This is a genomic window from Desulfovibrio legallii, from assembly GCF_004309735.1.
Classification (GTDB): Bacteria; Desulfobacterota; Desulfovibrionia; order Desulfovibrionales; family Desulfovibrionaceae; genus Desulfovibrio; species Desulfovibrio legallii.
In genome coordinates this window covers 213,945-239,861 of record NZ_SIXC01000002.1, presented here as the reverse complement: position 1 = coordinate 239,861, position 25,917 = coordinate 213,945, and the positions used below count along the sequence as shown (strand labels likewise).

The following is a 25,917-nucleotide window of genomic DNA, read 5'->3' as shown; positions in this document are numbered from 1 at the left end:
GTAAAAGGCGGCAATAGTGTGGCAATGCCAGCCGTTGCACCGATTCATATTTTGTGGGACAGCGCCCACATCTGGGGGCTCATGGCCTGGCGCGCTGTGCGCGCCCTGGGCCTGCCCTGCCGCCTGGTCAAGGGACAAGAAATAGCCGAAGGCGCGTTTTTACGCAAGCCGGGGCCCGGCAAGGCTTCCTTGCTGCTGGTTCCCGGCGGCAACGCCCGGCTCAAGGCCCAGGCCCTGGGGCCGGACGGACTGGAGACCGTGCGCCGCTGGGTGGCCCAGGGCGGGCGCTATCTGGGTTTTTGCGGCGGGGCCGGGCTGGCCCTGCGCCACGAGAACGCCGCTGCCGGCCTGAACCTCTGCCCCTGGACGCGTGCTGCCTACCCGCAGCGTTTGCACCACCTTATTTCCGGGCATGTACGGGTACGCCTGCGGGCGGACGACCCCCGTGTGCCACCGGAGCTGACGGCCGGTCAGGCGGCAGATGCCGCCCTGCCCGTGTGGTGGCCGGGGCGGTTTGCGCCGGAGGCGGGGGAAGACGTGCGCGTGTTGGCGGCCTACGACGCGCCGGGCGAAGACTTCTGGCTGGCGGATCTGCCTTTGCGACGTATTCCGGCGCAGGTTTTTGAAACCTGGCAGGCGCTGTACGGGGTCAATCTTTCAGCGGATTTTCTGGCAGGGCAACCGTTGGTGGTGGGCGGCGCGTATGGTGCGGGCGGCTACATTCTAAGCTATTCGCACCTGGAAACGCCGCGCAGCCCGGCGGCCAACGCCTGGCTGGCGCATTTGCTGCGTATGGCGGGTTACGCCCCGCAAAAGGCCTTGGTGCCCCTGTGGCAGCTGCGCGCGCCCTGCGCGGCCTGGCCGGCGGAAAGCGGCGCGCCCTTGTTGCGTGCCCTGAACCATGTGCGCGGCCTGCTGGACCTGGCCGTGGAACACCATCTGTTTTTCGCCCGCACCCACTGGCTGTGGGGTTGGCGAGCCGGCCAGCCGGGCGCGGCCTGCAACAACTTGCACGCGGCCCTGTGCACAGCCGCGGGCCTGCCGCCTTCGGCGGCGGCGCTGGCTTACTGGCGCGAGGCCGGGCCGCGTTTTACCGCGCTGGAAGACCTTTTTACCGCCGGGGCTGAAGGCTATTTTCTGGCCTGCCGTCTGGCCGACACCCTGGCCTCCACCCTGCCCGAAGCCGTGGGCAGGCGCGGACTGGAGCACCAGCGCGAGGCGCTTTTCGGCCACCCCATGAACGGCGGCGGTCTGTTGGAAGAGTTGCTGACCATAGCCGAAGAGCTGACGTATCTTTCGCAGGGCGGCATTCCCTGTGGCATATAATTATCCGGGGCGGCGCAGCCTCGCCCTTGGCCCTCTACACAAATACAAACAGATGCAGTTGTTGAAGGCGAACGCCGTTCGCGCCCCATTCTCCTGGGGCAGGGGGACCAGCCCCCCGCCCGTTGCGCAAGCGGCTACACACTCAACCCCATCTTGATGACGGACTGCATGCCACCGGAGGCGTTCACCAGTTCCTTCACGCCGCTGCGGGCGAGGATGAGCAGGCTGTCGTAGGCGCGCAGGCCCGTGTTGCAGATAATGGCCACGGGGCGGTCTTTGGGCACCTCATTGGCGCGGGCGGCGATTTCCTCCAGAGGGATGGCGTGCCAATCGGGGTGTTTTTCCTGCACGGCGCGACCGGCGGCTGCCGGGCGGGCGTCAATGAAGAAGACGTTGTTCTTATCTCGATTTTTCCAAAGCTCCATGAAGGTGTCACCCGTGATGGGCGTAAAGCGGCCGTCCAGGGCGTTGTCCGCCACGTTGGCCACGGCGTTGACCACGTCCATGGCCGAGGCAAAGGGCGGGGCGTAGGCCACTTCCAGGTTGGAGATGTCATCCACTGTGGGCTTGCTGTACTGCAGGGCGGCGGCCACGGCGTCGATGCGGGCCTTGAGGGAATCGGGGTCGGCGCAGGCCCCTTGCAGGCCCAGCACGCGGCGGGAGGGCTTATCCACCACCAGTTCCAGGGTCATCATGGATTTTTCAGGGTAGAAGTGGGCGTGATCCAGCTGCTCCACGCCCACGCTCAGAGCGTCGTAGCCTTCTTTGCGGGCGTGCTCCACGGTAAGGCCCACGCCGCAGAAGGCCATGTCAAAGAGTTTGACGGCCCAGGAGCCCACATAGCCGGGGAAGGTGGCGTCGCCGCCGGCCAGATTGGTGCCGATGACACGGCCCTGACGGTTGGCCATGCTGCCCAGGGGCAGGTAGCCGGGTTTGCCGGTGATGATGTTTTTGATGCAAACGCAGTCGCCGCCCGCGTAGATGGCGGGGTCGGAAGTGCGCATGTGTTCGTCCACCACAATTGCGCCGAAGGGGGCTACTTCCAGCCCGGCTTCTTTGGCCAGGCCGCCGTTGGGGGTGAACCCGGCGGCAAAGATGACCATTTGGGCCGGAATGCGGCGCTTGTCCGTGACTACGGCGCTCACCGCGCCGTCCGTGCCCTCGATTCTGAGCACTTTTTCGGACACATGGACGTCCACCTTGTGGGCCTGGCAGTCGTGCGCGGCCATGAGGGCCAGAGAGTGCGAGAGCACGCCGGGCAGGATCTGGTCCATCATTTCCACCACGCTGACCTTCACGCCCCACATGTCGGCCAGGGCCACGGCGGCCTCCAGCCCGATAAAGCCGCCGCCCACGATGACGGCCTCGGTCACCTTGCCTTCCTGGCAGGCGGCGCGGATGGCCCCGGCGGCCTCCAGACGGGTGAGGGAGAGGACGTTTTTGAGGTCCTTGCCTTCCACGGGAGGCATGCGCGGGCTGGCGCCCGTGGCCAGCACCAGTTTGTCGTAGGGCAGCTTTTCTTCCTTGCCCGAGTTCAGATCCTTGACCAGCAGGGTCTGGGCTGCGCGGTCAATGGCCAGGGCGCGGGTGCGGGTACGTACGTTGAGGCCCTTCATGGCCTGGAAAAAGGTCGGGTCGCGCACGGTGTGGTAGGGAGTGGAGCGCAGATCGTCCAGATTTTGGATTTCACCGGAAACGTAATAAGGGATGCCGCAGCCCCCGTAAGAAATCAGTTCGTTTTCGTCCACCAGGGTGATCTGGGCGTCGGGCATGAGCCGTTTGCAACGGCAGGCCGCCTTGGGCCCCAGGGCCACGCCGCCCACAACAAGAATCTTTTCGGACATAGGTGCGCTCCTTGGGTTGGGGTTGAGGTGATTATGAGCAAATGAGCATTACCATCCTCTATAATGCGCATTTCCCGCCGCAGGGCAAGGGGGCGGCGGGGAGTTTCCGGCCCGGAAAACAAAAAAGTATCATTGCCTGCGCGGACGGCTTCAGCGCCCCCGGTAGCGCCGCTGGTCGCCTACGCGCACAGTGATGTGGGCGTTGTCCATGTATTCCAGCAGGGCGATGAGGTACTTGCGCGAAAGCCCGGTGATTTCCTTGAGTCCGGCCACGTCCAGGTTGTCGTGGTCGGCAAACCACTGCCGCACGCGCTCCAGGATGTCCGTCAGGGCCGGGCCGTGGTAGTAGAGCCCTTCCTTGATTTTGACCAGTTCGCCGCTTTCGCAGAGCAGCCGCAGCACGGGCGCGGCCGCCTTGGGGGCCACGCCGAGCTCTTCCAGCACGTCCTTGAGGTTGGGCGGGGTCAGGCCGCCGTCGGCGTGGGCCGCAAGCAGGGCCGCGCGCAGGCCTGCCTGGTCCGCCGCCAGACTGACTTCGTGCCCGGCCAGGCGCAGGCCCTCGCCCTCAATGGCCAGTTCGCCCTGTTTGAGGGCCTGGTCCAGGATTTTTTGGGTCAGACGTGGGGCCAGCCGGGCGCTCCAGCCCGTGCAGAGCGCGCCGCGGGTGAAGGCTGGCTTGAGCGGTTCTTTGCGGTGCAGATCCGCACCGCGCTGCAGGCAGGCGGCCAGCAAGGCGTCGAAGGCCGGACGGCCGATCCAGGCGTGGGCGTCCTTGTCAAAGCACAGGGCCTGCCCGCGTGCGGCCAGCAGTTGCAGGCCCGCTTCCTGCACGTTGCGGGGCAGGCCGCTGAGCACGCGCAGCAGGGCTTCGTCCGCGCCCGTTGCGCCGCGCAGGTCCAGCAGGGCGGCTGAAAAGGCGGCGCAGGCCGCGTCGCGGGCCTTGGCCGTGCCCTTAGGCGTTGCGGCGGCCTTGCCGTCGCCCTTGGGGGCGGCGGGCGCGTCCACGGCTTCGCGCAGAGCGGGCAGGGCGGCCAGCAGGCGCAGATTTTCCGCAAAACGGGGGTTGTTGCGGCGCAGCTCCGGCGGCAGGGGGCTCACCAGCGGACCGCCCGCCACGGTGCGCAGGGGCGAACCCGCGCGCAGTACGCAGTGGTCGCCAAAGACACCCGCCAACGGTTCTTTGAAGCGCAGTTCGGCCAGGGCCGTTTCGCCCGGGGCCAGTTTGTCCCTATCCCGAAACACCACGCGGGCCGGACACTCGCGCGTGCCGTGGTGGAAGTGGATTTCTACCCGCTGGCGCAGGGCGCGCGGGGCGGAGGCCAGGCAGGTGAGGCGCACCATCCAGCGCGAGGAGGGAAACAGCTCGCCGGGCCGGGCCAGCACAAAGCCGCGTTCGATATCCGCCACTTCCAGCCCTTGCACATTGACCGCGCAGCGCTGTCCGGCGGCCACGTCCTGCGCGGGCTTGCCGTGGCGCTGCAGGCTGCGCGCGCGGGTGGGCAGGTCCGGCGGCATGAAGCACAAGGCTTCGCCCACAGCACAGCGGCCGGAAATGACCGTGCCCGTGACCACCGTGCCGTGTCCCTTCATGCTGAAGGCGCGGTCTACGGGCAGGCGAAAGATATCGCTGCGGGGCCGAGGCGCAAGGCTCCCGGCCAGGGCGGTCAGGGCCGCCCGCAGGGCTTCCAGGCCTTCTCCCGTGGCCGAAGAAACGGGAAAGACGGGCGCGTCCGCCAGAAAGGTGCCCGCCAGAAAAGCGCGCACGTCTTCTGTAACCATGTCCAGCCAGTCCGGCTCCACCATGTCGGTCTTGGTCAGGGCCACCAGTCCCGTGCGGATGCCCAGCAGAGAGCAGATTTCTAGATGTTCGCGGGTCTGCGGCATGACGCCTTCATCCGCCGCAATGACCAGCATGACCATGTCCACGCCCGCGGCCCCGGCCACCATGTTTTTGACAAAGCGTTCGTGACCGGGCACGTCCACAATGCCCAGACGTTCGCCGTCCGGCAGGTCCAGCCAGGCAAAGCCCAGCTCAATGGTGATGCCCCGGCGTTTTTCCTCTTCCAGGCGGTCGCAGTCCTGTCCCGTGAGAGCGCGCACCAGCGAGGTCTTGCCGTGGTCGATATGCCCGGCCGTACCCAGTACTACTGCCATGAAAAAACCTCATTCCGGAGAGGCTGCTGCAGGAAGGGACCGCAAGGCCTGCCTGCTTTGCGCCTTTCCGTTTTTCTTTTCTGTAAACTGCGCTGGGCTGCGGCAAGAGAAACGTCCGGCAGCCCGTGGCCGGTACAACCGCGTCCCTGCACCGGGCCTGCGGCTCAGATTTTTACGGCGGAGGGCGAAGCCAGTCGGGCCAGGGCCTCCTGGGCCAGTTGGGTGACGCTTGCCTCGTAGACGTCGTTGCCGTCGAAAAGCTGGCAGACTTCCGTGTGCCCGGCCAGGGCCAGGGTGCGCAGGGCCGGGGCGTCCATAAGGTCCGGCGGCAGCTGGGCCAGGGCCCAGGCGGCCATGCCCCGGCAGACCACGTCCTGGTCGGCGAGGCCTTTGCGCAGCCAGGGCCGGGCCGTGAGACAGAGGTCCGGACGGGCCTGGGCCAGCCGGCCGATGGCCCAGTAACAGGAACGGCGCAGCACATCGTGGTCGCAAAAGTTGTCGTCGTGGCCCAGGTCGATGATGTAGGTGAGGAGAATTTTGTGGAAGTCTTTGGCCAGGGGGGCGCTGGCGGCCAGGATTTCGCCGAAGGCTTCGGGAATGCCCCAGCCGATGTTGCCCGATTCCTCATTGAGGTGCCACATGAGGCGGCGGATGATATTGCGCGCGGCTTCGGGCTGGCTGACGGCCAGGCGGGCGGTGACCTGCCCCAGGGCCACGGCGGCGCGGTGCATGGTCTGCGGGCCCAGGAGCAGGAAGGAAAACAGCGGCCCCACATTTTCCATGCCGCCCTGGCTGATGGCGTCCAGATGGTCGCGCCAGTGCGGGCCGGTGAGGCTTTCTTTGAGTTTCAGTTTGGCGGAGCGCATGCGGGGCATGGCTGTCCCTCCGGTAGAGGTGATGACTACTGCCCGTATAGTGACCGCTTTTGCGCCCTCTGGCAAGGCGGGCCCGCCGTTCACAGAGTGCAGAAGAACATGACCCAGAAGGGTACGCTCATGTCCAGAAGCATGGCGTGGATGATGGAGACGAACATCCAGTCCTTGCCGGAGTAGCGCACAATGACGGGCAGGGTGGTATCCATGGTGGAAGCCCCGCCGCAGGTGATGGGCGCCAGCGGCCCCCAGAGGCGTACCAGCAGCGGCGTGCAGAGCAGGGTGAAGAGCTCGCGGGCAATGTTGCTGACTAGCGCGATGGTGCCCAGCTCCGGTCCCTTATATTGGGTGATGAAGATGGAGGAGAGGGAATAATAGGCAAAGCCCGCGCCCACGGCCATGCACTCCGTAACGCTGTAGACCAGGACCAGACTGGCCAGGGCCGTGCCCGCAAAGGTGCCCACGGTGGTGGCCAGGGGCAGGAGCAGCACACGGGGGCGCAGGGTGCGCAGAATTTCGCCCAGCCGCCGGTCCGCGCCGATGGAAAGCCCCACCAGAAACATGAGCAGCCAGAGCACGTAGAGGGTCAGGTCGTGTTCCAGCAGCCAGGAGGGCGCCAGCCCCAGACGCGCCAACAGCACGCCCGTCGCGAAAAACGCCACTATGTACATACTGCCTTGCATGGGGATACGCCAGGCCGGCGCTCAGACCTGGGAGGGCGCGCCGTCTGTTTGCGGGAGAGCCTTCTGCGCGTCGTCCGGTTGCTGGTTCAGGGCCAAAAATTCGTGTTCATCAGGGTCGTAGTACTGCATGGCCCCCGATTCGATATGGTAGAGCCAGCCGTGGACGTGCAGGCTGCCCTCCCGCACCTTGGCGCGCACGCAGGGGTAGGTCATGAGGTTTTCGATCTGGAAGACAATGGAGAGCTTTTCCGTCAGGCGCAGCAGGCGGTCTGGTTCCGCATCCTTGCCCAGGGCCAGCATGGCCATTTCCCTGGCCTTTTTCCCCAGCGAGAGCCATTTGCGGGTATGGATCAGGTCGTCGCCTTCGTCCTTGCCCGTAAACAGGGCTGCAATGGCCCCGCAGTGGGTGTGGCCGCAGATAATGACCTCGGCAACGTTCAGAGCCGTGACCGCGTATTCAATGCCCGCCGCCGTGGCGTGGTAGTCTTCGTCCGGCTTGTAGGGGGCCACGAAGTTGCCCACGTTGCGCAGCACAAAGAGCTGGCCTGGGGGCGCATTGGTGATGAGCGAAGGGATGACCCGCGAATCGGCGCAGCCGATGAACAGCGCTCTGGGGTGCTGGCCGTGGGCCACCAGGTCCAGCAGCTGCGATTCGTGCTTTCTGAAGTAATTGCGCTGGAAAAAGGCATTGCCCTGAAGCAGATGTTCAACGGTCTTCATGTGCGTCCTTTTTGCTGCGGCCCTGGCCTGACGGCGCGCCGGAACCGCGGCGGAAAACGCGGCTGACCAGCAGGGTGCAGGCCAGAGATCCGGCCAGCCCCGCCAGGGTGAGGGTAAGGGCCGCGCCGCCCAGACGGGGCAGGGCTTCCATGAGGGCGGCGTTGCCGCCCACGGCCATGCCCAGGCCCAGCAGGAGGAGCATGATTACCGGAGTGATGCCGCGCGTCAACCGTCCAGGCCAGGGGCTGCGGCGCAGCAGGTAGCCCACGGCCATGCCGAGGAAGGTCAGGCCCAGTGCGATGAACATACAGCACTTTCCTTTATCGACAGTTTTTTATTATCTCGCGCGGCTGCGCTGTTACCGCAGCACAGGTACAAAAGCCTGCCGCAGAAAAGCCAGCATGGAGGCGTAGCGCTGTTCCTGCGCCAGCAGATTTTCCACATCCCAGAGAACCCAGACCAGCTGCCCCCTGTGGCGCAGCTGCTGTAAAGGCCGCAGCCCGCCGGGCAGGCCCGCGGCCTGTCCCGCCACGGAGCCAAGCACCACCACGCCGCGGGCGCGGAGCTGCCGTGCGCCGGACCAGAAGACGTCGGGCGCGGGGGCATAGGCCGGGGCGGGAGGCGTTTTTTCCAGCGCGCCGAGCGCAGTGTCCTCCGGCACGGGGGGCAGGGCGTCCGGATCCGGCGGCAGGCATACGGGCCAAAAGGTGTGGGTGCCCGCCGGGTGGCCCAGGTCGTGCAGCAGGCGCTGCAAAAAGGCGCGGCGCTGGGCGCGGCCGGGGGTGGCGGGGTCGCGGATGTCCGGGCCCAGGCTCCAGTAGGTCCAGACAATATGGCCGGGCCGGGTCTGGCCGAGCAGGTCGCGCCAGGGAGCGGGCCAGACGTGGGGGGGCAAGGGCCGCCAGGGGGTGTCGACCGCGCTTGCGGGAGCCGGGACGGCTTCAGAAGGAAAAGCGTGGACCGCGGCCCGTTGCTGCGGGCGTGTTGCTGCGGGCCTGTCCCGGTCGGATGGGCCCGCTGCGGCCGAGCGGACGGGGCGCGGCGGGTTCTGGCGGCGCTGGTTCGGGGCCGCAAGGTCGCGAGCGGGAACGGCCTGTGCCGCCGCTGTGGCCGTGGGCGGCGTGGGGGCAAAGGCGTCGAAGCCTGGAGGCATGAGCAGGCAGGTCAGGCCGCGTTGCCGCCAGAGGGCCGCCAGGGGGTTCAGAGCCGCAAAAGCCATGTGCAGAGATCCCAGGCCGCGTCGGCCTTGCTTTGGTTGGGCCAGATTTCTTCCCGTCCGGTTGCGTCCGCCACGGCCAGGCTGTTGGTGGGCGCGGCAAAGCCGCTGTCCGCGCTGTTGACGCGGTTGGCGGCCAGGAGGTCGGCGTTTTTGCGGGCCAGCTTGGCCCGGGCCAGGGGCAGCAGGGCGGCCATGTCCGGCGCGGTTTCGGCGGCAAAGCCCAGCACTTTCTGGTGGGGCGCGCGGGCGGTGGCCAGGGTCTGCAGAATATCGGGATTGGGGGTGAAGTCCACGCTGAAGCCCTGGGGCGCAGCGGCTTTTTTAAACTTGTGCGGCCCCAGTGGTTTGGGCGAAAAGTCCGCCACAGCGGCAGTGAATATGCCCATGTCCATGCCCGGCCACAGTGCCGCGGCCACGGCGTGCATCTCGCGAGCGTTGGTCACGTCGCGGCGGTCGAGATCGCGCGGCAGGGCATAACTCACGCCCGGACCGCACACGGCCGTAACAGCGGCCCCGCGCAGCCAGGCGCACACGGCCAGGGCCGCGCCCATGAGCCCGGTGGAGGGGTTGGACCAGTAGCGCACGCCGTCCCAGGCTTCGCGGGTGGGGCCCAGGGTGACCAGCACTTTTTTGCCCGCCATGTCCTGTGGGGCCAGGGCGCGCAGCCCGGCCAGAAAAATGTCCGTCAGAGGGGCCAGGCGGCCTTCGCCCTGGTCGCCGCAGGCTGTGCCGCCGCAGCCGGGTCGGACAATCTGCGCCCCGCGTTCCTGCAGCAGGGCCGCATTGGCCTGGGTGGCCGGGTGCGCCCACATGCGCGGGTTCATGGCCGGGGCCAGCACCAGGGGGCCGTCAAAGGCCAGGGCCTGGGCGGCCAGCATGTCGTTTGCCGCGCCGTGGGCCAGCCGGGCAAGGGCGTCCGCCGAGGCCGGGGCCACCACCAGGGCATGGGCGTGCTGGCCCGGCTCCAGATGGGCGAAGACGTCTTCACCGGGGGTGAACATGTCCGTATAGACCGGCGCAGCCCCCAGAGCGGCAAAGAGCAGCGGCGTGACGAACTGCCGCGCGCCGGGCGTGAGGGTTACGGAAACGTGCAGATCCAGGGCGCGCCAGGCCCGCAGCAGGTCCGCGGCCCGGCAGCAGGCCACAGAGCCGCAGACGCCCAGGTGCAGGCGCTTGTTGACCAGGCGGGTGAGCTGGTCCACGGGGGTGTGCAGCGCGCTCACAGGTTGCGTTCCTCCAGCCCGCCGGAGCCGCTGTTGCCGCCGCCCCAGGTGCGCACCGTGGCGCCGGGCTTGGGCGTGGTGTCCATGCCGCCCGCACCGGGGGTGTAGCTGCCGGCGTCCTCTGCGGCGGGGTTGGAAGCGCCCGCTTCGGGCGCGGCCGGGGCGGGCAGGGCAGCGCCGTCGGGCAGGCGGGCTCCGGTCCAGATTTCCAGCACGGTGCCCAGGGTTTCGCGGTGCAGGGTGAGCACGGCCAAGCTCTGGCCCCGCTCGTAGACGTAGACCGCGCGGCCGCTTTTGCGCAGGGCCAGGCGCAGTTGCCAGCCTTGTCCCTGTAGGCCGGTGTACATGATCTGGGCGGCAAAGCCCGGGTCCGCGTCGCCGCGCAGCACTTCCAGGCCCTCGCTGCCGGCGGTTCCGGCGGTTTCATAGCCGTGGGAGGTGAAGCGCTGCATGCCCGCGGGCGTGGGCACGCCCAGCAGACGGCTGGTGCTCACGTCCGCGCCGCCGGTGAGGGGGTCGTTGGAAAAAGGATTGCGCAGGCCGTCGGCGCAGCCCGAAACCAGGCCGAGGGCGCAACACAGCGTGAGGATGACAAGCGGGCGCGGCATGGCTATACTCCTTCCCTCCCAAGAGCATTTCACTTGTGAAATCTCTGGCCGCAGCGTAAACGGACTCCGCCCCTGCGGCGCACAGGCCGCCAGGACCGCAAGCGCGCCTCCTGCGATTCCGCCCGGAGCAGGCGGCCCCAAGAGCGGAAGTCATACCCTAGCCTCTCCGTCCGGCGCTGACAAGTCCGGTGGAGGCACAGCCACGAGGCCCGGAACATGCCCATTGAGGAAGCCGATTTCTGGTTGGAAAGTTATAATTTTGATCTGCCCCAGGAGCGTATTGCCCAGTTCCCCCCTGAAGAGCGGGGAACCTCGCGGCTCATGGTGCTGCCGCGTACGGGCGCAGTGGAGCTGACGCACGCGCGCTTTGCGGACCTGCCTGATTTGTTGCCCCCCGGCGCTCTGCTGGTGGCCAACAATTCCCGCGTGCTGCAGGCGCGGCTGTTGGGCACGCGGGCCACGGGCGGCAAGGTGGAATTTTTGCTGCTGACCCCCCTGCCCCTGGTGCTGGAGCGCGCCGTGCCCGCCAAAACCGGCGGCCTGGTCGCCGAGGCAGAGGGCCTGGTGCGTTCCGGCGGGAGCGTCCGTGACGGTGAGACCTTTGATTTCGGCGCGGGCATACGGGTGACGGTGCTGGAATCGGGCGCCTTTGGCCGCCGGCGGGTGCGGCTGCATTGGGAGGGTGACCTGGCCAAGGCCTTTGCCGCCACGGGGCACATCCCTCTGCCGCCCTACATCAAACGTCCGGACGGCGACGAGGACAGAAGCCGCTACCAGACGGTCTACTCCCGCGAGGACAAGACCGGATCTGTGGCTGCGCCCACGGCGGGCCTGCATTTTACTGAAGACCTGCGCGCGGATCTGGCCGCCCGCGGCTTTCAGTGGGCAGAGGTCACCTTGTATGTGGGGTATGGCACCTTCAGCCCCGTGCGCAGCCAGAACATCCGCGCCCACCGCATGCACCGCGAATACTTTGAAGTGCCGGAAGAAACGGCTCAGGCCGTGGCCAAGGCCAAGGCCGAAAAGCGTCCGGTGGTGGCTGTGGGCACCACCAGCGTGCGTGCCCTGGAGGGCGTGGCCGAGCTTTGCGGCCGGGTGCAGCCCTTTGCGGGCTGGACGGACATTTTTTTGTATCCCGGCCGGCGTTTCCGCGTGGTGGACGGGCTGGTGACCAATTTCCATCTGCCGGAATCCTCCCTGCTCATGCTGGTGTCCGCTTTTGCGGGACGCCAGCGCGTGCTGGCGGCCTATGCCGAGGCCGAGGCGCAGGGTTACCGGTTTTTTTCCTATGGGGATGCCATGCTCATACGCTGAAGCGTCCCGCGGCGACGGCCGTTTTGGGGCGGGGCGTGCCCCGGCCCGCGCGGCAACCCCCCACCGCGCCCCGTCGCCGGGCGCAAAGGAGTACCCATGTCACGAGTAGTTTTTCTGGAAGAACGCTGCAAGGGCTGCCGCCTGTGCGTGGCCGCCTGCCCGGCGCACGTTTTACGGCCATCGGGCCGCTATAACCGTCAGGGCTATGAAGTCATGGAGCAGGAGGGCCCGTGTACGGGCTGCACCGCCTGCGCCGTCATGTGCCCGGACGTGGCCATCCGCGTGTTCCGTACCGCCAAGGCCAAAGGGGGTGACGCATGAGCGCCGCCGAACGTGTTTTGATCAAAGGTAACGAAGCCATTGCCTATGGTGCGGTGGACGCGGGCTGCCGCTGCTATTTCGGTTACCCCATCACCCCGCAGAACGAAGTGCCCGAAACGCTCTCCGTGCTGCTGCCCGATGGGGGCGGCCAGTTTGTGCAGGCCGAAAGTGAGGTGGCGGCCGTCAATATGCTGCTGGGCGCGGCGGCCTGCGGCGTGCCGGCCATGACGTCTTCTTCCGGCTGCGGCATTTCGCTCATGCAGGAGGGCGTTTCCTACATGGCGGGCAGCCAGATTCCCGGCGTCATGGTCAACATGCAGCGCGGCGGCCCTGGCCTGGGCGATATCGGCCCCTCACAGGGCGATTATTTTCAGGCCGTCAAGGGCGGCGGCCACGGCGACCACCGCAATCTGGTGCTGGCCCCTTCCACGGCGCAGGAATGCTACGATTTCATGTTCCGCGCCTTTGCTCTGGCCTTCAAGTACGCCAACCCCGTGCTGGTGCTGGGCGACGCCATTGTGGGCCAGATTAAAGAGCCCGTGCGCCGCGTGCCGCCCAAGGACGCCGTGCCCCCCGAAGACCTGGCCCGTCTGGCTGCTGACTGGCGGCTGGAAGGCTACGGCAAACGCGGGGCACACGCCGCGCCGCGCCTGCTCAAGTCCGTTTATCTGGCTGAAGGGGCCCTGGCCGAGCGCAACCGCATGCTCATGCGCAAGTACGCGGCCATGCGCGCCGAATGCGCGTTTGAATGCGTGGATACCGAGGATGCGGATCTGGTGGTGGTGGCCTTTGGCTCCATTGCCCGTATCGCCCGCAGCGCCGTGCGCGCCCTGCGTGCGGAAGGCCGTCGGGTGGGCCTGTTCCGCCCTGTGACGCTCTATCCTTTCCCGGACGAAGCCCTGCGCGCCCTGGCCCCAGGCCGGCGCTTTCTGGTGCTGGAGCAGAACGCCGGTCAGATGGTGGAGGACGTGCGCCTGGCCCTTTGCGCGCAGCCCGGCGCAGCGGCCGCCGACGTGCGCTGGCATGGCGTCATGCCCGGTCTGTTCATCGGGGCCGATGCCCTGCGCGAGCCCATGCTCCAGGCTCTGGAGGAAAAGTGATGGATACCGCTCTGCAAAACCAATTGCGCCCCCAACCGGGCGAAACTCTGGTCTTTGACGCCAACCCCGTGCTCAACGAGCGCGAAACCCACTACTGCCCCGGCTGCCACCACGGCATTGCCCACCGTCTGGTGAGCGAGGTGCTTCACGAGCTGGGCGTGGCGGAGAGGACCATCCTGGTGGCCTCGGTGGGCTGCGCCACCTTTACTTACGACTACTTTAACGTGGACGGCCTGGAGGCTCCCCACGGCCGGGCCTGCGCCGTGGCCACGGGCGTGCGCCGGGCCCGGCCCGACGCCGTGGTCTTTACCTATCAGGGCGACGGCGATATGGCCGCCATCGGCATGGCCGAATCCCTGCACGCGGCCAACCGGGGCGAACACATCACCGCCGTGTTCATCAACAATACGGTCTACGGCATGACCGGCGGCCAGATGGCCCCCACCACCCTGCTGGGGCAGAAGACCACCACCACCGTACACGGCCGCAACGCCGCCAACGAGGGCGGGCCCATCCATATGGCCGAGCTCATGGCCCAACTGGGCGGCGTGGCCTATGCCGCGCGCTGCGCCCTGGACAGCGTGGCCCATGTGCGCGCGGCCAAAAAGGCCTTGCGCCGCGCCTTTGAGGTGCAGATCAACGGCCTGGGCTTCGGCTTTGTGGAGCTGCTTTCGGGCTGCCCCACCAACTGGCACATGGACCCCATTACGGCCAACAAACGCATTGCGGAAGCCATGATCCCCGTGTTCCCCCTGGGCGTCTGCAAGGACGTGACCGCCGCGCAGGAGGCCAGCCATGAGTGAGTATCAGGACGTAATCATTGCGGGCTTTGGCGGCCAGGGGGTTATGCTGGCGGGCAATCTGCTGGCCCAGGCCGGGATGGAACACGGGCTGGAGGTGACCTTCATCCCCGTGTACGGCGCGGAAATGCGCGGCGGCACGGCCAACTGCACCGTGGTGCTGGATACCCACCCCATCGGCGCGCCTCTGGTGCGCGAACCGCGCTCCACCATTATCCTTAACGAACCTTCCCTGACCAAGTTCCAGCCGCGCCTGCACAAGGAGGGCGTGCAGATTGTCAACGCCTCCCTCATTGACCGTGGCCTGCTGGACGGACAGCATCGCAGCATTTACATCCCGGTCAACGACATGGCCCATGAACTGGGCAATGTGAAGCTGGCCAACATGGTGGCTCTGGGCGCCTGGATCAAGGCTACCGGCGCGCTGCCCCTTGCGGCCGTGCAGGAGGCCCTGCGCCGCGTGGTCAGCAGCCACTACGCCCACCTGGTGCCCGTCAACGCCAAAGCCCTGGAGGCGGGCTACAACTTCGCGGAGTAAAGAGAGCGGGGGCCCCAGCCCCCGCGCCATACGCCGCAGCACAGCAGCCGCAGGCCGGGAGGCGCGCCTTCCGACCTGCGGCTGCTGGTTTTGCGCTGCAATTGCAGCTTGCTCTAGAGCATTTAACACTTGAAATGCTCGCTTACGGCAGGCAATAGCCTGCCTTCTCGCATTTTGTGGCAAGGATTTTCAAGAAAATCCTTGCAGAGCAGTTAGCTCATTTCATTCGCTAACTGCTCTAAAAGTAGTCGGAAAAGTAGGGCTTGTCCGAAGGGATCAGTCCCTCCAGCTTTCTGAGCAGATGGTAGTCCATGTCGATGCGGTCGTTGTTGTAGAGGTAGGTGGGGCGCTTGTAGCCCATGAGCATGGTGGTGAGGGTCTGGATATCCAGCGAGATGCGGTGCCCGGTGCTCCAGGCGGCCACCTTTTCGCACTGGGTGCGGCCTTCGTTCCAGGCCACGCGGAAGATGCCGTTGTTCCAGGGGGCCATGGGGTCGCTCACGTTGAGTTCCAGCACCAGGCGCGGGTCCGTGAACTGGAAGGCGTAGGCTTCCACAAATTTCTGCACGTCCACAATGCGGGCCATGGCGTAGGGCTGGATGGTTTCGTCGATTTCGCTGTCTTCAAACTGAAAAGCCAGGGATTCGCCGCTGTAGTTGCAGCCTTCTACCTTTGTGATCATGGAAAAATGCGCGCTGATGTAGTTCCAGATGCCGTATTTGGCTTCCTGGTTCAGGTAGACCATTTCCTTGATGCTGAAAATTTCGTTTTCAATGTAGTAGATGACGTAGCCCAGAGGCTTGGCGTCCGCGCTGTAGTATACGGCGGCCATGACGTCGTCCGAATCCCAGCGCCAGTATTCTTCCCATTCCAGCGCGCCACGGATGAGCGCGCCGTGCTCCTGTCGGGCAAAGTAGCGGTAGACGCGGTGCAGGTCTTCGCTTTCAATATCCACGCGCTCTATCTGTCCGTCCACGGGGTGGCGGTGGGGCAGCTGGGTATCTTTGATGGAAAAGGTCATCTTGTCCGAGATGATTTCCCAGCCGTGCTTGCGGTAGAGGGGGATGGAGTAGGGGCAGAGGTAGGAAATGCTCTGCTGCTGGTCGCGCATATACTCCAGGCTTTTGGTGATGAGTGTGCGGATGAGCCCCCGGCCCGTGTATTCCGGGTAGGTGGCCACGCCCGTAATGCCGCCCATTTTGCAGATGGCGCCGTGGATGTTCACTTCCATGGGGTAGATGACGATCTGGGAAGCGAGGTGCCCTTTGTAAAACCAGCCCATGACGTGCGAGGCCTCGAAAATGGGCAGTTTGGACTGCTTCATCTCCTTGTCTGACCAGCCGATGCGGGCCATTTCGGATGTGCTGACCTGAAAGGCGTAGCGCAGCAGGGCTTCAAACTCTTCAAAGTCTTCTTCGCCCAGCTGGCGAAATTCAAAGGCCTCGCCGTGGGGTACGGAAGGGTGCGGCGCGGCAACCGGGCGGTCGCCGCGCTCGGGTCGGCCTACGGGCACCAGGGGTGCGCCGTCGCGCTCGTCCGGCGGCGCGCCGGCGGCGTGAAAGGGGTGCGGCTCCAGGCGCGGGCCTTCCAGAGGGGACAAGTGCTGCTGCTTGTGGAGGATACGCATTCCGCTCCATCCGTAAGGATTATGGGTGGCCTGTACCCCTTCGCGTCGCTTTGCGCAAGGGGCGTCGGGCCGTCTTGGCGCTTTCCGCCAGCGGGCTCTGGCGTCTTTGGCGGGCTGCCCTTGCGGGCGCACAGACGCAAAAGCAGGACGCCCACCCCGGCCTTGCTCCGCACAACGCTTGCCTGCGTTTTTGCGGTGGGCGTCCGCGTATGCGTGTTTAAAGGGGTAAGGGCTTTAAGCCGGGGCGCACTCCATATCCGCCACCACGCGGATTACGTCGCCCACAATGGACACGGGGATGCCCGGCCCCACGCCGAAGTCGCTGCGTTTGACGGCGCCGCTGACCTGAAAGGAGAGGGTGGGCTTTTGGTTCATGGGGTTGGTTACCTGCTCGCTTACGCAGAGGTTGAAGGTTACTTCTTTGGATACGCCGTGCAGGCTCAAGGTGCCCGTGAGCGTGCCTGTGCGGTCGGGCCCCAGATGCACCACGGAGCTGGTGAAGCGCAGTTCGGGAAACTGCGCCACGCCAAAGAAATCCGCGCTGCGCAGGTGGTTGTCCCTGGGGGGGACGCGGGTATCAATATCGGCAGTCTGCGCCGTGAGGGTAAACACGGCGTCCGTCAGGTCCGGTTTGGTTGTTTCCACCGTCAGGCTCGCGTCGGCAAAGCGGCCGTAAATGTCGGTGATGGCGAGGTGCCGAGCCACAAAGCCGAGCCGGGAATGGGCGGGGTCGTTTTTCCATGTGCTCATGAGGAACCTCCTTTTATGTACTATAGCCACGCTTGGCGCGCCCGTCAAAGCCTGCGCCCTTTTGCGGAAAAAAATGCCCCGCAGCCCTTGACTTTCTGACTATAGAATAATACTTGTCAGGAAACAAACTTACTTTGTAGCCTTCTTTCCATGATCGAGAGAAAGGGCACGGCACAGATTCGCCGGTGCGTACAAAGAGGCGGGCTTATGTCACGTTTTGGCATAAGTTGCTCTTATTGTATGGACTTTGGAGGACACCGTGCCCTTTTGCCTGTTGTCTGAAACGCTTTGGCCCATATTTTGCATTGATAAAAGTCCCGTACCGCCCCGGCGCGGCAGGGGACTCTTTTGCGTCAGAAAAGCGGCATCGCCCACTATATACCGAGAAAACGTCAAGATCGCTATGAGGCGCCATCATGAGTGAGATAAAAATTTTTCGCCCTCAGGCTGGACAACGTGTGGAGATCACCCCCACGGCCGAGGGGCGTCTGGCTCTGGATTTCGTACCGCAGGACGCCACCATTGCCCGCCAGGGGGAGGATCTTGTTTTTTCCTTCCCCGACGGGGGCACGGTGGTGCTGGTGGGCTTTTATGACCTGCCTGCCGACCATTTGCCCGAATTTGCCGTGGACGGCGTGGCGATCTCCGGCGAGGCCTTTTTTGCCGCCCTTAATAATCCGGATCTTATGCCTGCGGCGGGTTTTTTGAATGCCCCCCACACGGGCGGACTTGATGCGCTGGAATTTAATGACGCGTCTCTCACCCTGTTGGAGGGCTTGAAAACCCTTGGGGGCCTCAATTTCAGTAGTAACCGTTTTGGTGAAACTGGCGGAGGCCAGCGCGGCTTCAGCGATGGCGGTTCGGCCATCCCCGGCACGCCTTCGCCCACGCCCAAGGGGGGGCCGGGGGCCGTGCCCCCCCCTCCGCCGCCCGACCACGGCGTGCGCCTGGAGGTGCTGGAGCAGCAGGGCGGTCCTGGTCACGGCGGCCCTGGTCACGGCGGCCCTGGGCCCGTGGTGCAGACCCTGGAAGTGCGCGAGGCCGGTCTGGTCAGCGGCGGTAATGCGCAAGAGGCTGCCGCTGTCGGCGGCCTGCGCGTGGCCGCGCCCGACGGCGTGGGCCGCATTGTTGTCAACAATGTTACGGTCTGGACCGGCGGGCGGCTGGTGGCGGATTCTGTGGACGTGCCCGGCGGCACGCTCTCCGTGGGATTTGATCCGCGCAGCGGCCAGCTGACCTATACCTATACGCTGCAGGAGGCCCTTACGCACCCGCAAGGGGCGGACAGTCTGACCAACGAAGTGACCGTGACGGTGACGGACCGTGACGGCGACAGCGCCCAGGCCACCCTGCAGCTTACCGTGGACGACGACGCGCCCAGCATTGCGGCGCGTGTGGCGGACACAGCTACGGACAAGACCGACCCCACGGCCGACGGTAATGTGCTGACCGGAGCCGTGGCCGGCGCGGACGGCGCGCACTTTGCCTGGACGTCGGAAGCACAGTCGGACTACGGCACGGTGAGCCTCAATGCCGACGGCAGCTACAGCTTTATGGTGAGCGGCGACAAGGCTGCGGCCTTGGGCGCGGGGCAGTCGGTGGACCAGACTTTCACCTATGCCTATACAGACAATGACGGCGATACGGCCGCGGGCACGCTGACCATCACCATCACGGGCGCCAACGACGCGCCCACGGTGGCGGCGGCCACGGCGAGCGTGGCTGAAGACACGACCCAGGTCACCGGCACGCTGCCCGCGCCCACGGATGTGGACAGCACGGACRYCCCGACCTATGTGGCGCAGACGGGAACCGCCGGTCAGTACGGCAGCTTTACCCTCAGTGCCGACGGCTCCTACACCTACACCCTGAACAACAATCTGGCTGCGGTGCAGGCCCTGGGCGTCAACGACACCCTGACGGAAACCCTCAGCTACACGGTGAGCGACGGCCACGGCGGCACGGCTACCAACAACCTGACCATCACCATCAGGGGCACCAACGATGCGCCGGAAATTACCTGGAGCAAGATACATCTGCGCGATGCCGGCGTGGGGGCTCAAGGGGTCGGCGGAAAGTTGTCGGGCTACGGCAACAGCTCCACTGTGGAGGACGGCAATACCAATGACTATGTCGCCCCTTACGCGCAGCGCGTAGCAATAGAGGGCAACCTCAACGCCAGTGATGCCGATAGTGGGGATACCCTGACCTTCAGCATCATTACAAACAGCGCAAGAAGCGATCTCCTGCACTGGAATACGCCCATCACGACCACGACCTTCAACAACAGCGAGGCCCATCACGTTGAAGGCAATGCCATAACGGTCAACATTGTCAGCGAGGTCGTGGCTAAAAATGTTGACGGCCAACACATACAAACTATTGTCACAAACTACGGCGTGCTGGTCCTGAATCAGAGCACAGGGCACTATACCTTTACATTGAATCAAGAGGCCGCCGATCACCTGGCTGCGGGCGAGCGCTTCAATTTCAAATTTGCCACCCAGGTGAAAGACAGCACCGGCGCTACCGACCAGCATGAGTTTGGCGTGTGCATTGAAGGGGCCAATGATGCCCCCATCCTGACGCTTACGCCGCTGGGGGAAAGCCAATTCGGCACAAGCGATGACGGCGCGGCTACGGTAACGGTGAGCGAATCCGAAGGCGCGGCGGGCAGCACCTACATCTTGGGGAAGGCGGCCGGGACGGATGTGGACAATGGCGCGCAGCTCCATTACGGCCTGCGCACCGGCCATACGGAAGTCGACGCAACCCGCGCGCCTGAAGCCACCTACGGCGAAATTATTGCCGAAGACACGGGCGCGGTATCTTTGGAAGGCAAATACGGCACCTTGACGGTGGCCGCAGACGGCACGCTCAGCTATACGGTGAACGACGACACCAATGCCTGGGGCGCGGGCAAATCCGCGGTGGACAGCTTTACCATTCTGGTCAAGGATCAATATGACGCCTGGACCGCCAAACCCATCGACATCACCGTGCAGGGCCAGAACGACGCGCCCACGGTCAGCCTGCCCGATGGCGGCTTCAACGTGACGGAAGCCTATAATGAAGCCTATGGCAGGCCCGTGGACGATTCCGGTAAAATTTCCAGTACCGTATCTACACATGAGATCACCAAGCTCTCGGCCACGGACGCGGAAGGCGATACGGTCACCTTCGGGCTGCAGGGCGCGGGCGCGGACCCTTACGCCACGGGCAGCGGCACGGTTTCCGTCAAGGGCACATATGGCACCTTGACGCTCAATGCCGACGGCACCCTCAGCTATCTGGTGGATGACAGTAAGAACAGCCAGGCCAACGCACTGAACGAGGGAGAGCAGGGTAACGACACATTTACCTTGCTGGTCAAGGACAGCAACGGTGCGGTGACGGAGCAGAGCTTCACCGTGCGCGTCAATGGCGTGAACGACGCGCCCTACATTTTAGACGCGAAATCCTTGAGCATGAACGCTGTCACGGAAGGCGCCGCTACCGCCGTTTCCGGGCAATTCGCTGTGGCCGACCCCGAAGGCCAGGCCATGACCTTCTCCATCAGCAACGCCCATGACCTTGTCGCAGACTCTTGGGTAAAAACTTCCTATGAAGTTTCGGGAGATGGCGCGCACGCGGGCTGGACGGCCATAGATACCCAATACGGCACGCTCTACCTCAACCCCGATAACGGCGAGTACACGTTTGAGCTGGACAATAACGCCCAGGCGGTGCAGGCGCTGAAAAACGGCGAGACCCGGACGGTAGAGTTCGGCATTGTGGTGGATGATTCCAATACTGCGGACGGCAAGTTGCAGTTCCGGGCTACCATCACCATCAACGGCGCCAACGACGCGCCCACGGTGGCGGAGTCCACGGCCGACGTCACCCTTGACCTGACGGAATCGGGCAAGAGCGGCGACATAGGCACCGACTTTGCCAACGGCAGAAACGGCGACAACGCCAAGGGCACGTCCACGGATTCCGGCAGCTTTACCGTACACGATGTGGACGGCGACGCCCTGAGCGTGACGGGCCTGACCTTTACGGACGGCACGGATGATGCAACCGCCCTTGTCATCGGCGGCACGAATGCGGGCGGCGCAACTACCTACCACACCGCTTACGGCGACCTGGTGCTTACGCCCACAACCAACAATGACGGCAGCGTCACCTACAACTATAACTTTAATCTGGACAATGCCTCCGCCGCCGTCAACAGCCTGGACGAAGGGGAAACCAAAACCTTGACCTTTACCGTCAGTGTGGCGGACGGCCAGGGCGGCACCGTGGAACAGCCGGTGACGGTCAACATCCACGGCGTCAACGACATCACGCTCATGGGCTGGAGCAGCGTCACCCTCCAAGAGGACGGCGCGACCTCCGCCGCCAATTTTATCCCCGGTAAGAATACCGGAGCTTCCCCCGTGGATGCCGAAGGCGATACCCTCGTCTATGGCGTGGCCGGGCTCAGCGACGGCAAGGATTCCTGGGGTGTGGCGCGGGGCAAGCTGGACTACACGGGCGAGCACGGCGGCAAGACTCTGGAGGTAGCTGTCAGCAAGACCGTTGACGGACAGACTACTGCGCACACCGAATCTATCGAGATTCTTAAAACTGCAACTGTCGATACGGACAGCAGCGAGGGCAGCCACCAGCTCGTGGTCACCAACTACGGCGTGCTGGACCTCAATACCGCCAGCGGCCACTATACTTTTACCAAGGGCACGCCGGAAAACAGCGAAGCCTTGTCCACGGCCCTGCATGAAGCCTACGGCGCGGACGCCGACATCAGCGCCGCCCTGCAGACCATTACGAGCAACGTCAATAGCCTGGCCGCGGGCGAAAAGCTCTCCTTCAGCTTCCAGGCCACGGCTACGGAGGCCGATACCGGCCTGCAAAGCACCCACATGATCGGCGTCACCATCACGGGCGCTTACGATGCCCCCAGCCTCAGCATGGGCGAATCCGCCCCCACGGTGGACGAAGCCCTGCTGCCCGGCGGCACGGAGCATACGGAGGGAACCTCCGCCACTGCCAGCGGCACGTTCACGGTCAACACCTACAGCGAGGGCGGCACGCTGACCATCGGGGGGCAGACCTTCACCCTGGATGCCAACGGCAACGCCACGGTGGGCGAGAATGGTACCGCCATTCATACCGGGCACGGCACCTTGACGGTCACGTCCATTGTAGGCGGCACGGTGCACTACAGCTACGAGTTGAACAAGGCTGTGGACAACGTGGAAGGCGCGAACAGCGCCACGGAATCCATCACCGTCAGCATCGCCAGCGGCAGCGGCACGAACACGCAGGCGGTTTCCGACACCCTGACCATCGCCATCCAGGACGACGCGCCCACGGCCACGGTCACGGTGGACAGCACCACCACGACCACCACCGGCAGCGGGGACGGCACGGCGGGGGACGAAATTACGCTTAATTTTATGGGAACGGATCAATATGGTAATAAAACCGGAGCAATAAGCAACGGCGATTTGACCTCCAGCTCCACCGGCCTGCCGGAAGACCTGACGGTTGGCAACGTGCCCTCGGCCACAGCCGACTATAGTGGAGTGGCCATCACCGCCGCCCAGGTTACCTACACGGATCTGGCCACGCCTCAGGTCAGCGACCTGACCGAGGCTGGCAACCTGTATTTTAAAAACAAGGATTGGAGCGACGGCTACGATGGCCTGGGGGTTAACAGCAGCAAGGCCACTAGTGGCGTTGATATCGCGGCAGGGGCCAGCACAACGGATCGGTTGGGCGAGATTGCTTTTGCCAGAACGGGCCAAAATACCGGCGTTTCTGAAGCTATAGTCTTCGACCTGCCGGAAGGGCAGAGCGCCACGTCGCTTTCCATTACCCTGGGCGGCTTCAACCCTTATGAGAATGGGGGGGAAGAGGCGCTGCTCTCCTTCTACAAAGATGGTAAGCTGGTGCTCAGCAAATCAGTTACGGCAACCGCCAACAGCACCATTTCTAAGGTGGAAGTTTCCGATGTTGACGGCGGCTTTGACAAGGTAGTGGTGTCCGCCATTGATGACGGCGCAACCTATGGGGAGTATTATGTTGACAAAGACAACAGTGACTTCACCATCCAGAGCGTTTCCTTTGGCGGCGTGCAGCAGGAAAGCCCGGCGGAAACCGTTACGGCTATTTCCGGGCACGTCACGGGCGTCAGTGCGGACGGCATAACCTCCATCGTTTTTGACGAGAGCGTTACCAGCGTCACCCTGGCCGACGGCAAAGCAATGACCCTCGCCACTACGGATGACGGCCAAACCCTTACCGGCACAGTAGACGGCACCACCTATTTTACCGCCACCCTGAACGATGTGGACACTGCTGACGGCACAGCCCAGTGGAAGGTCACCCAAACGCAGCCTTTCCAGCTTGCCGAAGACCAGAATCTGCTCAACTTTGTGGTCACGGACGGCGACGGCGATACGGCCGCCACCGCTGTGGCGGGCAGCAGCCTGGGCCTCAACGTTTCCGCGCCCGTGGCCGTGGACGATGTGTACTATGCGGATGCGCCCGCGACCGGCGACAATCCCGGCGAGACCGGCGGGCCGGAAAGCCTCTCCGTTACGGCCACAGCCAGCGCCGGGCTGGTGGTGGGTGGCACAGCCACAATCAATGGTGCCGTTGCGGGCAGTTATGCCACGGTAAATGGTGGCATTTTTACAGATGCAGAGGGCAACACCGTTTCCATTGCCCAACTGAAAAGTGCCGTTGGTAACGGTGATGATGTCATTAAGATAGGCAGAGATGCCTCCTTCGCCGATCTGGCTGGCTATAACGTGGCCGGGAAAACCGTCATTATTGACGGCGACTTTACTGGTAGTGGCTCCGTAACCCTCAACTGCAACCTGATTGTAACAGGGGATATGCATGTTTCAGGGTCTCTGACCTCCAATGCCCATCTGGTCTACATCGGCGGCAGTGCGGTGGTGGGGGGTGCCGTGGCCATCTACGGTCAACGTCAAAATGTTTCCCCATATGACTATCAGGGCGTTGTTGCAGTGGGGAATAATCTGACCGTTGAGGGGGCTCTTGCCGTTTCCGCCAAGGGCGATTCCGTTTTCTTCTCCATAACCACCGGCGGCGGCGACACGGGCGAAGCGGCTGCCGCGTCCTACACCGTCCGCCTGGCCGACCTGCTGACCAACGACGATGACGGCGACGGCAACGCAACTACCCACGACGTCCACCTTAATGTGGATTCCCTGCACCTTACGGTGGACACGGCTGCGGCCTTCACGGCCACGCTGCAGGATGCCGATGGCAACATTGTCGGCCACATCACGGCCAATGGCATAACTCTGGCGGACGAATATTCCTTCAGTGCGGACGGCGAGTTACTGTCCGGCACCGGCGATGCCGCAAGCCCGGTAAACGTGGACGGCCTTTCCATACACCTGCAGCCCACGTCCGACGCGGAAGCGGCCTCGGCGCAGTTCACCTACACGGTGCGCGACGGCGCGGGCCATATTTCCGAACCGGCCACGGTCACCTACAATGTGGTGGCCGCACAGGAAGGCACAGATAACGCAGGCGTTCTGCAGGGCGCAGCTACGGCGGATATTCTGCAGGGCGACGCCACGGCTGAGGAATCCGGCCACGACACGCTGCTGGGCGGCGCGGGCAACGACCTTCTTTTGGGCGACCATGCCGACCTGGCCTCGCTGACGGAGATGGGAACCCCGGCGGGCATCCTTGCGTACGCCCAGGCCGACCCGCAAGCCTTGGCTGACGCGCTGGATTCGCTGCCCGGTCAGGGCGGTAACGATGCCCTCCTGGGCGAGGGCGGCAACGACCTGCTCTTCGGCCAGCACGGCAACGACGTGCTGCTGGGCGACGGTTCGCAGGACGGGCTAAGCAGCCTGGCCGGGCACCTAAGCGTCTCCACCCAGAACCCGGCCGACCCGAACACGGACGACCTTGCCGCAGCCCTGCACACGCTGGACGCGCAGGGGCTGGACAGTCTGGCCGGCTGGACCGAGCAGCACCTTGAAAACACCGCCGACGGCAAGGACCGCCTCTTTGGCGGCACGGGCAAAGATGCCCTGTTTGGTCTGGGCGGCGACGACTACCTGGACGGCGGCACAGGCGACGACCTCATCTTCGGCGGCAGCGGCAACGACAGCCTCTACGGCCAGGACGGCCATGACTACCTCCACGGCGACTCCGGCAATGACTACCTTGAAGGCGGCGCCGGCAACGACAATCTCGTGGGCGGCGCAGGGGCGGACAAGCTCCACGGCGGCGCAGGCAACGACCTGCTGCACGCGGACGCCGCCGATCAGCTGCTGGACGGCGGCACGGGCGTGGACTTCCTGCTGACCAAGGACAGCAGCACTGTGGACAGCCTGCTTCAGGCCGGCAAGGTGAGCCATGTAGAGGCCGCCATTACCGATGCGGGCAAGGAGGCAGGCGACGCCACCCTGAGCCTCACCAGCATGGCCGACCTGGCCAAGGTGGGCATTAGCGTGAGCCAGGACGACAACGGCAACCAGACCATCACCCTGGACAAGCAGTGGACGCAAGGGGCCGGGCACGACGGCACCTTTACCAACGCCGATGCAGACCTCACCTTGACGCTGACGGCGGAGCATTCCACCATTGTCAGCAACGATGCGGAGGAGCAGGTGCAGACGGCCATCCACCTTATGCAGAGCGATACCGGCAGTCAGGGCTAAATCCGCTTTCCCGTCTCCTCCGCACAACGACGCAACCCCTGGCCGCCGGGCATTTGCCCGGCGGCCGTTTTTGTCCTTTGCTTCAGCCCTTTTCTTCCTTTTTGTGAAAATCTGGTAAA

Annotated in this window: 18 protein-coding genes; 7 read left to right on the top strand and 11 right to left on the bottom strand. The window is 64.7% G+C overall.

Annotated elements, in window-relative coordinates; translation table 11 throughout:
* Positions 1–24: 24 nt before the first annotated feature.
* Positions 25–1,326: a BPL-N domain-containing protein gene (locus EB812_RS02215; protein WP_130957771.1), complete on the top strand. Its 1,302-nt coding sequence runs from the start codon at positions 25–27 to the stop codon at positions 1,324–1,326.
* 134 nt (positions 1,327–1,460) lie between these two features.
* Here EB812_RS02215 and EB812_RS02210 read toward each other — a convergent pair whose 3' ends face one another.
* The 9 genes from EB812_RS02210 to EB812_RS02170 all read right to left on the bottom strand — a co-directional run bounded on the left by EB812_RS02210 (position 1,461) and on the right by EB812_RS02170 (position 10,649).
* Positions 1,461–3,170 carry an FAD-dependent oxidoreductase gene (locus EB812_RS02210; RefSeq protein WP_130957770.1) on the bottom strand — a complete coding sequence of 570 codons (1,710 nt, stop codon included), beginning with the start codon at positions 3,168–3,170 and terminating at the stop codon, positions 1,461–1,463.
* A gap of 150 nt (positions 3,171–3,320) precedes the next feature.
* Positions 3,321–5,324, bottom strand: coding sequence for a selenocysteine-specific translation elongation factor (gene selB / locus EB812_RS02205; RefSeq protein WP_118230268.1), 2,004 nt, complete (start codon positions 5,322–5,324; stop codon positions 3,321–3,323).
* Between the two features lie 164 nt (positions 5,325–5,488).
* On the bottom strand, positions 5,489–6,199 hold the full coding sequence (locus tag EB812_RS02200) for a DVU0298 family protein (RefSeq protein WP_118230269.1): 711 nt from the start codon (positions 6,197–6,199) through the stop codon (positions 5,489–5,491).
* A gap of 80 nt (positions 6,200–6,279) precedes the next feature.
* On the bottom strand, positions 6,280–6,867 hold the full coding sequence (locus EB812_RS02195; protein ID WP_242621161.1) for a LysO family transporter: 588 nt from the start codon (positions 6,865–6,867) through the stop codon (positions 6,280–6,282).
* A 33-nt stretch (positions 6,868–6,900) separates the two neighbouring features.
* Positions 6,901–7,599 carry a carbonic anhydrase gene (locus EB812_RS02190; protein ID WP_130957769.1) on the bottom strand — a complete coding sequence of 233 codons (699 nt, stop codon included), beginning with the start codon at positions 7,597–7,599 and terminating at the stop codon, positions 6,901–6,903.
* Positions 7,586–7,906 carry a LysO family transporter gene (locus tag EB812_RS02185; RefSeq protein WP_118230272.1) on the bottom strand — a complete coding sequence of 107 codons (321 nt, stop codon included), beginning with the start codon at positions 7,904–7,906 and terminating at the stop codon, positions 7,586–7,588. Before EB812_RS02185 ends, EB812_RS02190 begins: the two co-directional genes overlap by 14 nt.
* Before the next feature lie 51 nt (positions 7,907–7,957).
* Entirely contained in the window at positions 7,958–8,818 is an 861-nt protein-coding gene (locus tag EB812_RS02180; RefSeq protein ID WP_130957768.1) for a hypothetical protein, read from the bottom strand.
* Positions 8,800–10,041: a bifunctional phosphopantothenoylcysteine decarboxylase/phosphopantothenate--cysteine ligase CoaBC gene (coaBC, locus tag EB812_RS02175; RefSeq protein WP_242621160.1), complete on the bottom strand. Its 1,242-nt coding sequence runs from the start codon at positions 10,039–10,041 to the stop codon at positions 8,800–8,802. Before coaBC ends, EB812_RS02180 begins: the two co-directional genes overlap by 19 nt.
* Positions 10,038–10,649 (bottom strand): hypothetical protein, encoded by a 612-nt coding sequence (locus EB812_RS02170; RefSeq protein WP_118230274.1) that lies wholly within the window; start codon positions 10,647–10,649, stop codon positions 10,038–10,040. The genes coaBC and EB812_RS02170 overlap by 4 nt, the downstream gene beginning before the upstream one ends.
* 216 nt (positions 10,650–10,865) lie before the next feature.
* Between EB812_RS02170 and queA the strand changes: the two genes are divergently transcribed.
* The 5 genes from queA (at position 10,866) to EB812_RS02145 (ending at position 14,722) form a co-directional block, all read left to right on the top strand.
* Positions 10,866–11,963, top strand: a complete 1,098-nt coding sequence (gene queA, locus EB812_RS02165) for a tRNA preQ1(34) S-adenosylmethionine ribosyltransferase-isomerase QueA (protein ID WP_118230275.1) — start codon at positions 10,866–10,868, stop codon at positions 11,961–11,963.
* A 96-nt stretch (positions 11,964–12,059) separates the two neighbouring features.
* The gene (locus tag EB812_RS02160; protein ID WP_118230276.1) at positions 12,060–12,284 is read left to right on the top strand and encodes a 4Fe-4S dicluster domain-containing protein; all 225 of its coding nucleotides are present in this window, start codon (positions 12,060–12,062) and stop codon (positions 12,282–12,284) included.
* Complete coding sequence (vorB, locus tag EB812_RS02155) at positions 12,281–13,384, top strand: 3-methyl-2-oxobutanoate dehydrogenase subunit VorB (RefSeq protein ID WP_118230277.1); 1,104 nt, start codon at positions 12,281–12,283, stop codon at positions 13,382–13,384. The genes EB812_RS02160 and vorB overlap by 4 nt, the downstream gene beginning before the upstream one ends.
* Positions 13,384–14,187 (top strand): thiamine pyrophosphate-dependent enzyme, encoded by an 804-nt coding sequence (locus EB812_RS02150; RefSeq protein ID WP_118230278.1) that lies wholly within the window; start codon positions 13,384–13,386, stop codon positions 14,185–14,187. The genes vorB and EB812_RS02150 overlap by 1 nt, the downstream gene beginning before the upstream one ends.
* Complete coding sequence (locus EB812_RS02145) at positions 14,180–14,722, top strand: 2-oxoacid:acceptor oxidoreductase family protein (RefSeq protein ID WP_118230279.1); 543 nt, start codon at positions 14,180–14,182, stop codon at positions 14,720–14,722. The genes EB812_RS02150 and EB812_RS02145 overlap by 8 nt, the downstream gene beginning before the upstream one ends.
* Positions 14,723–14,960: 238 nt before the next feature.
* Here the strand turns inward: EB812_RS02145 and EB812_RS02140 are convergent, their stop codons facing one another.
* The gene (locus EB812_RS02140; protein WP_242621159.1) at positions 14,961–16,349 is read right to left on the bottom strand and encodes a GNAT family N-acetyltransferase; all 1,389 of its coding nucleotides are present in this window, start codon (positions 16,347–16,349) and stop codon (positions 14,961–14,963) included.
* A gap of 234 nt (positions 16,350–16,583) precedes the next feature.
* The gene (locus EB812_RS02135) at positions 16,584–17,099 is read right to left on the bottom strand and encodes a YceI family protein (protein ID WP_118230280.1); all 516 of its coding nucleotides are present in this window, start codon (positions 17,097–17,099) and stop codon (positions 16,584–16,586) included.
* 416 nt (positions 17,100–17,515) lie between these two features.
* Here EB812_RS02135 and EB812_RS02130 point away from each other — a divergent pair, with 416 nt between their 5' ends.
* A complete protein-coding gene (locus EB812_RS02130) occupies positions 17,516–25,798 on the top strand; it encodes a beta strand repeat-containing protein (protein WP_130957767.1) in 8,283 nt (2,760 codons plus the stop codon).
* Positions 25,799–25,917 lie beyond the last annotated feature (119 nt).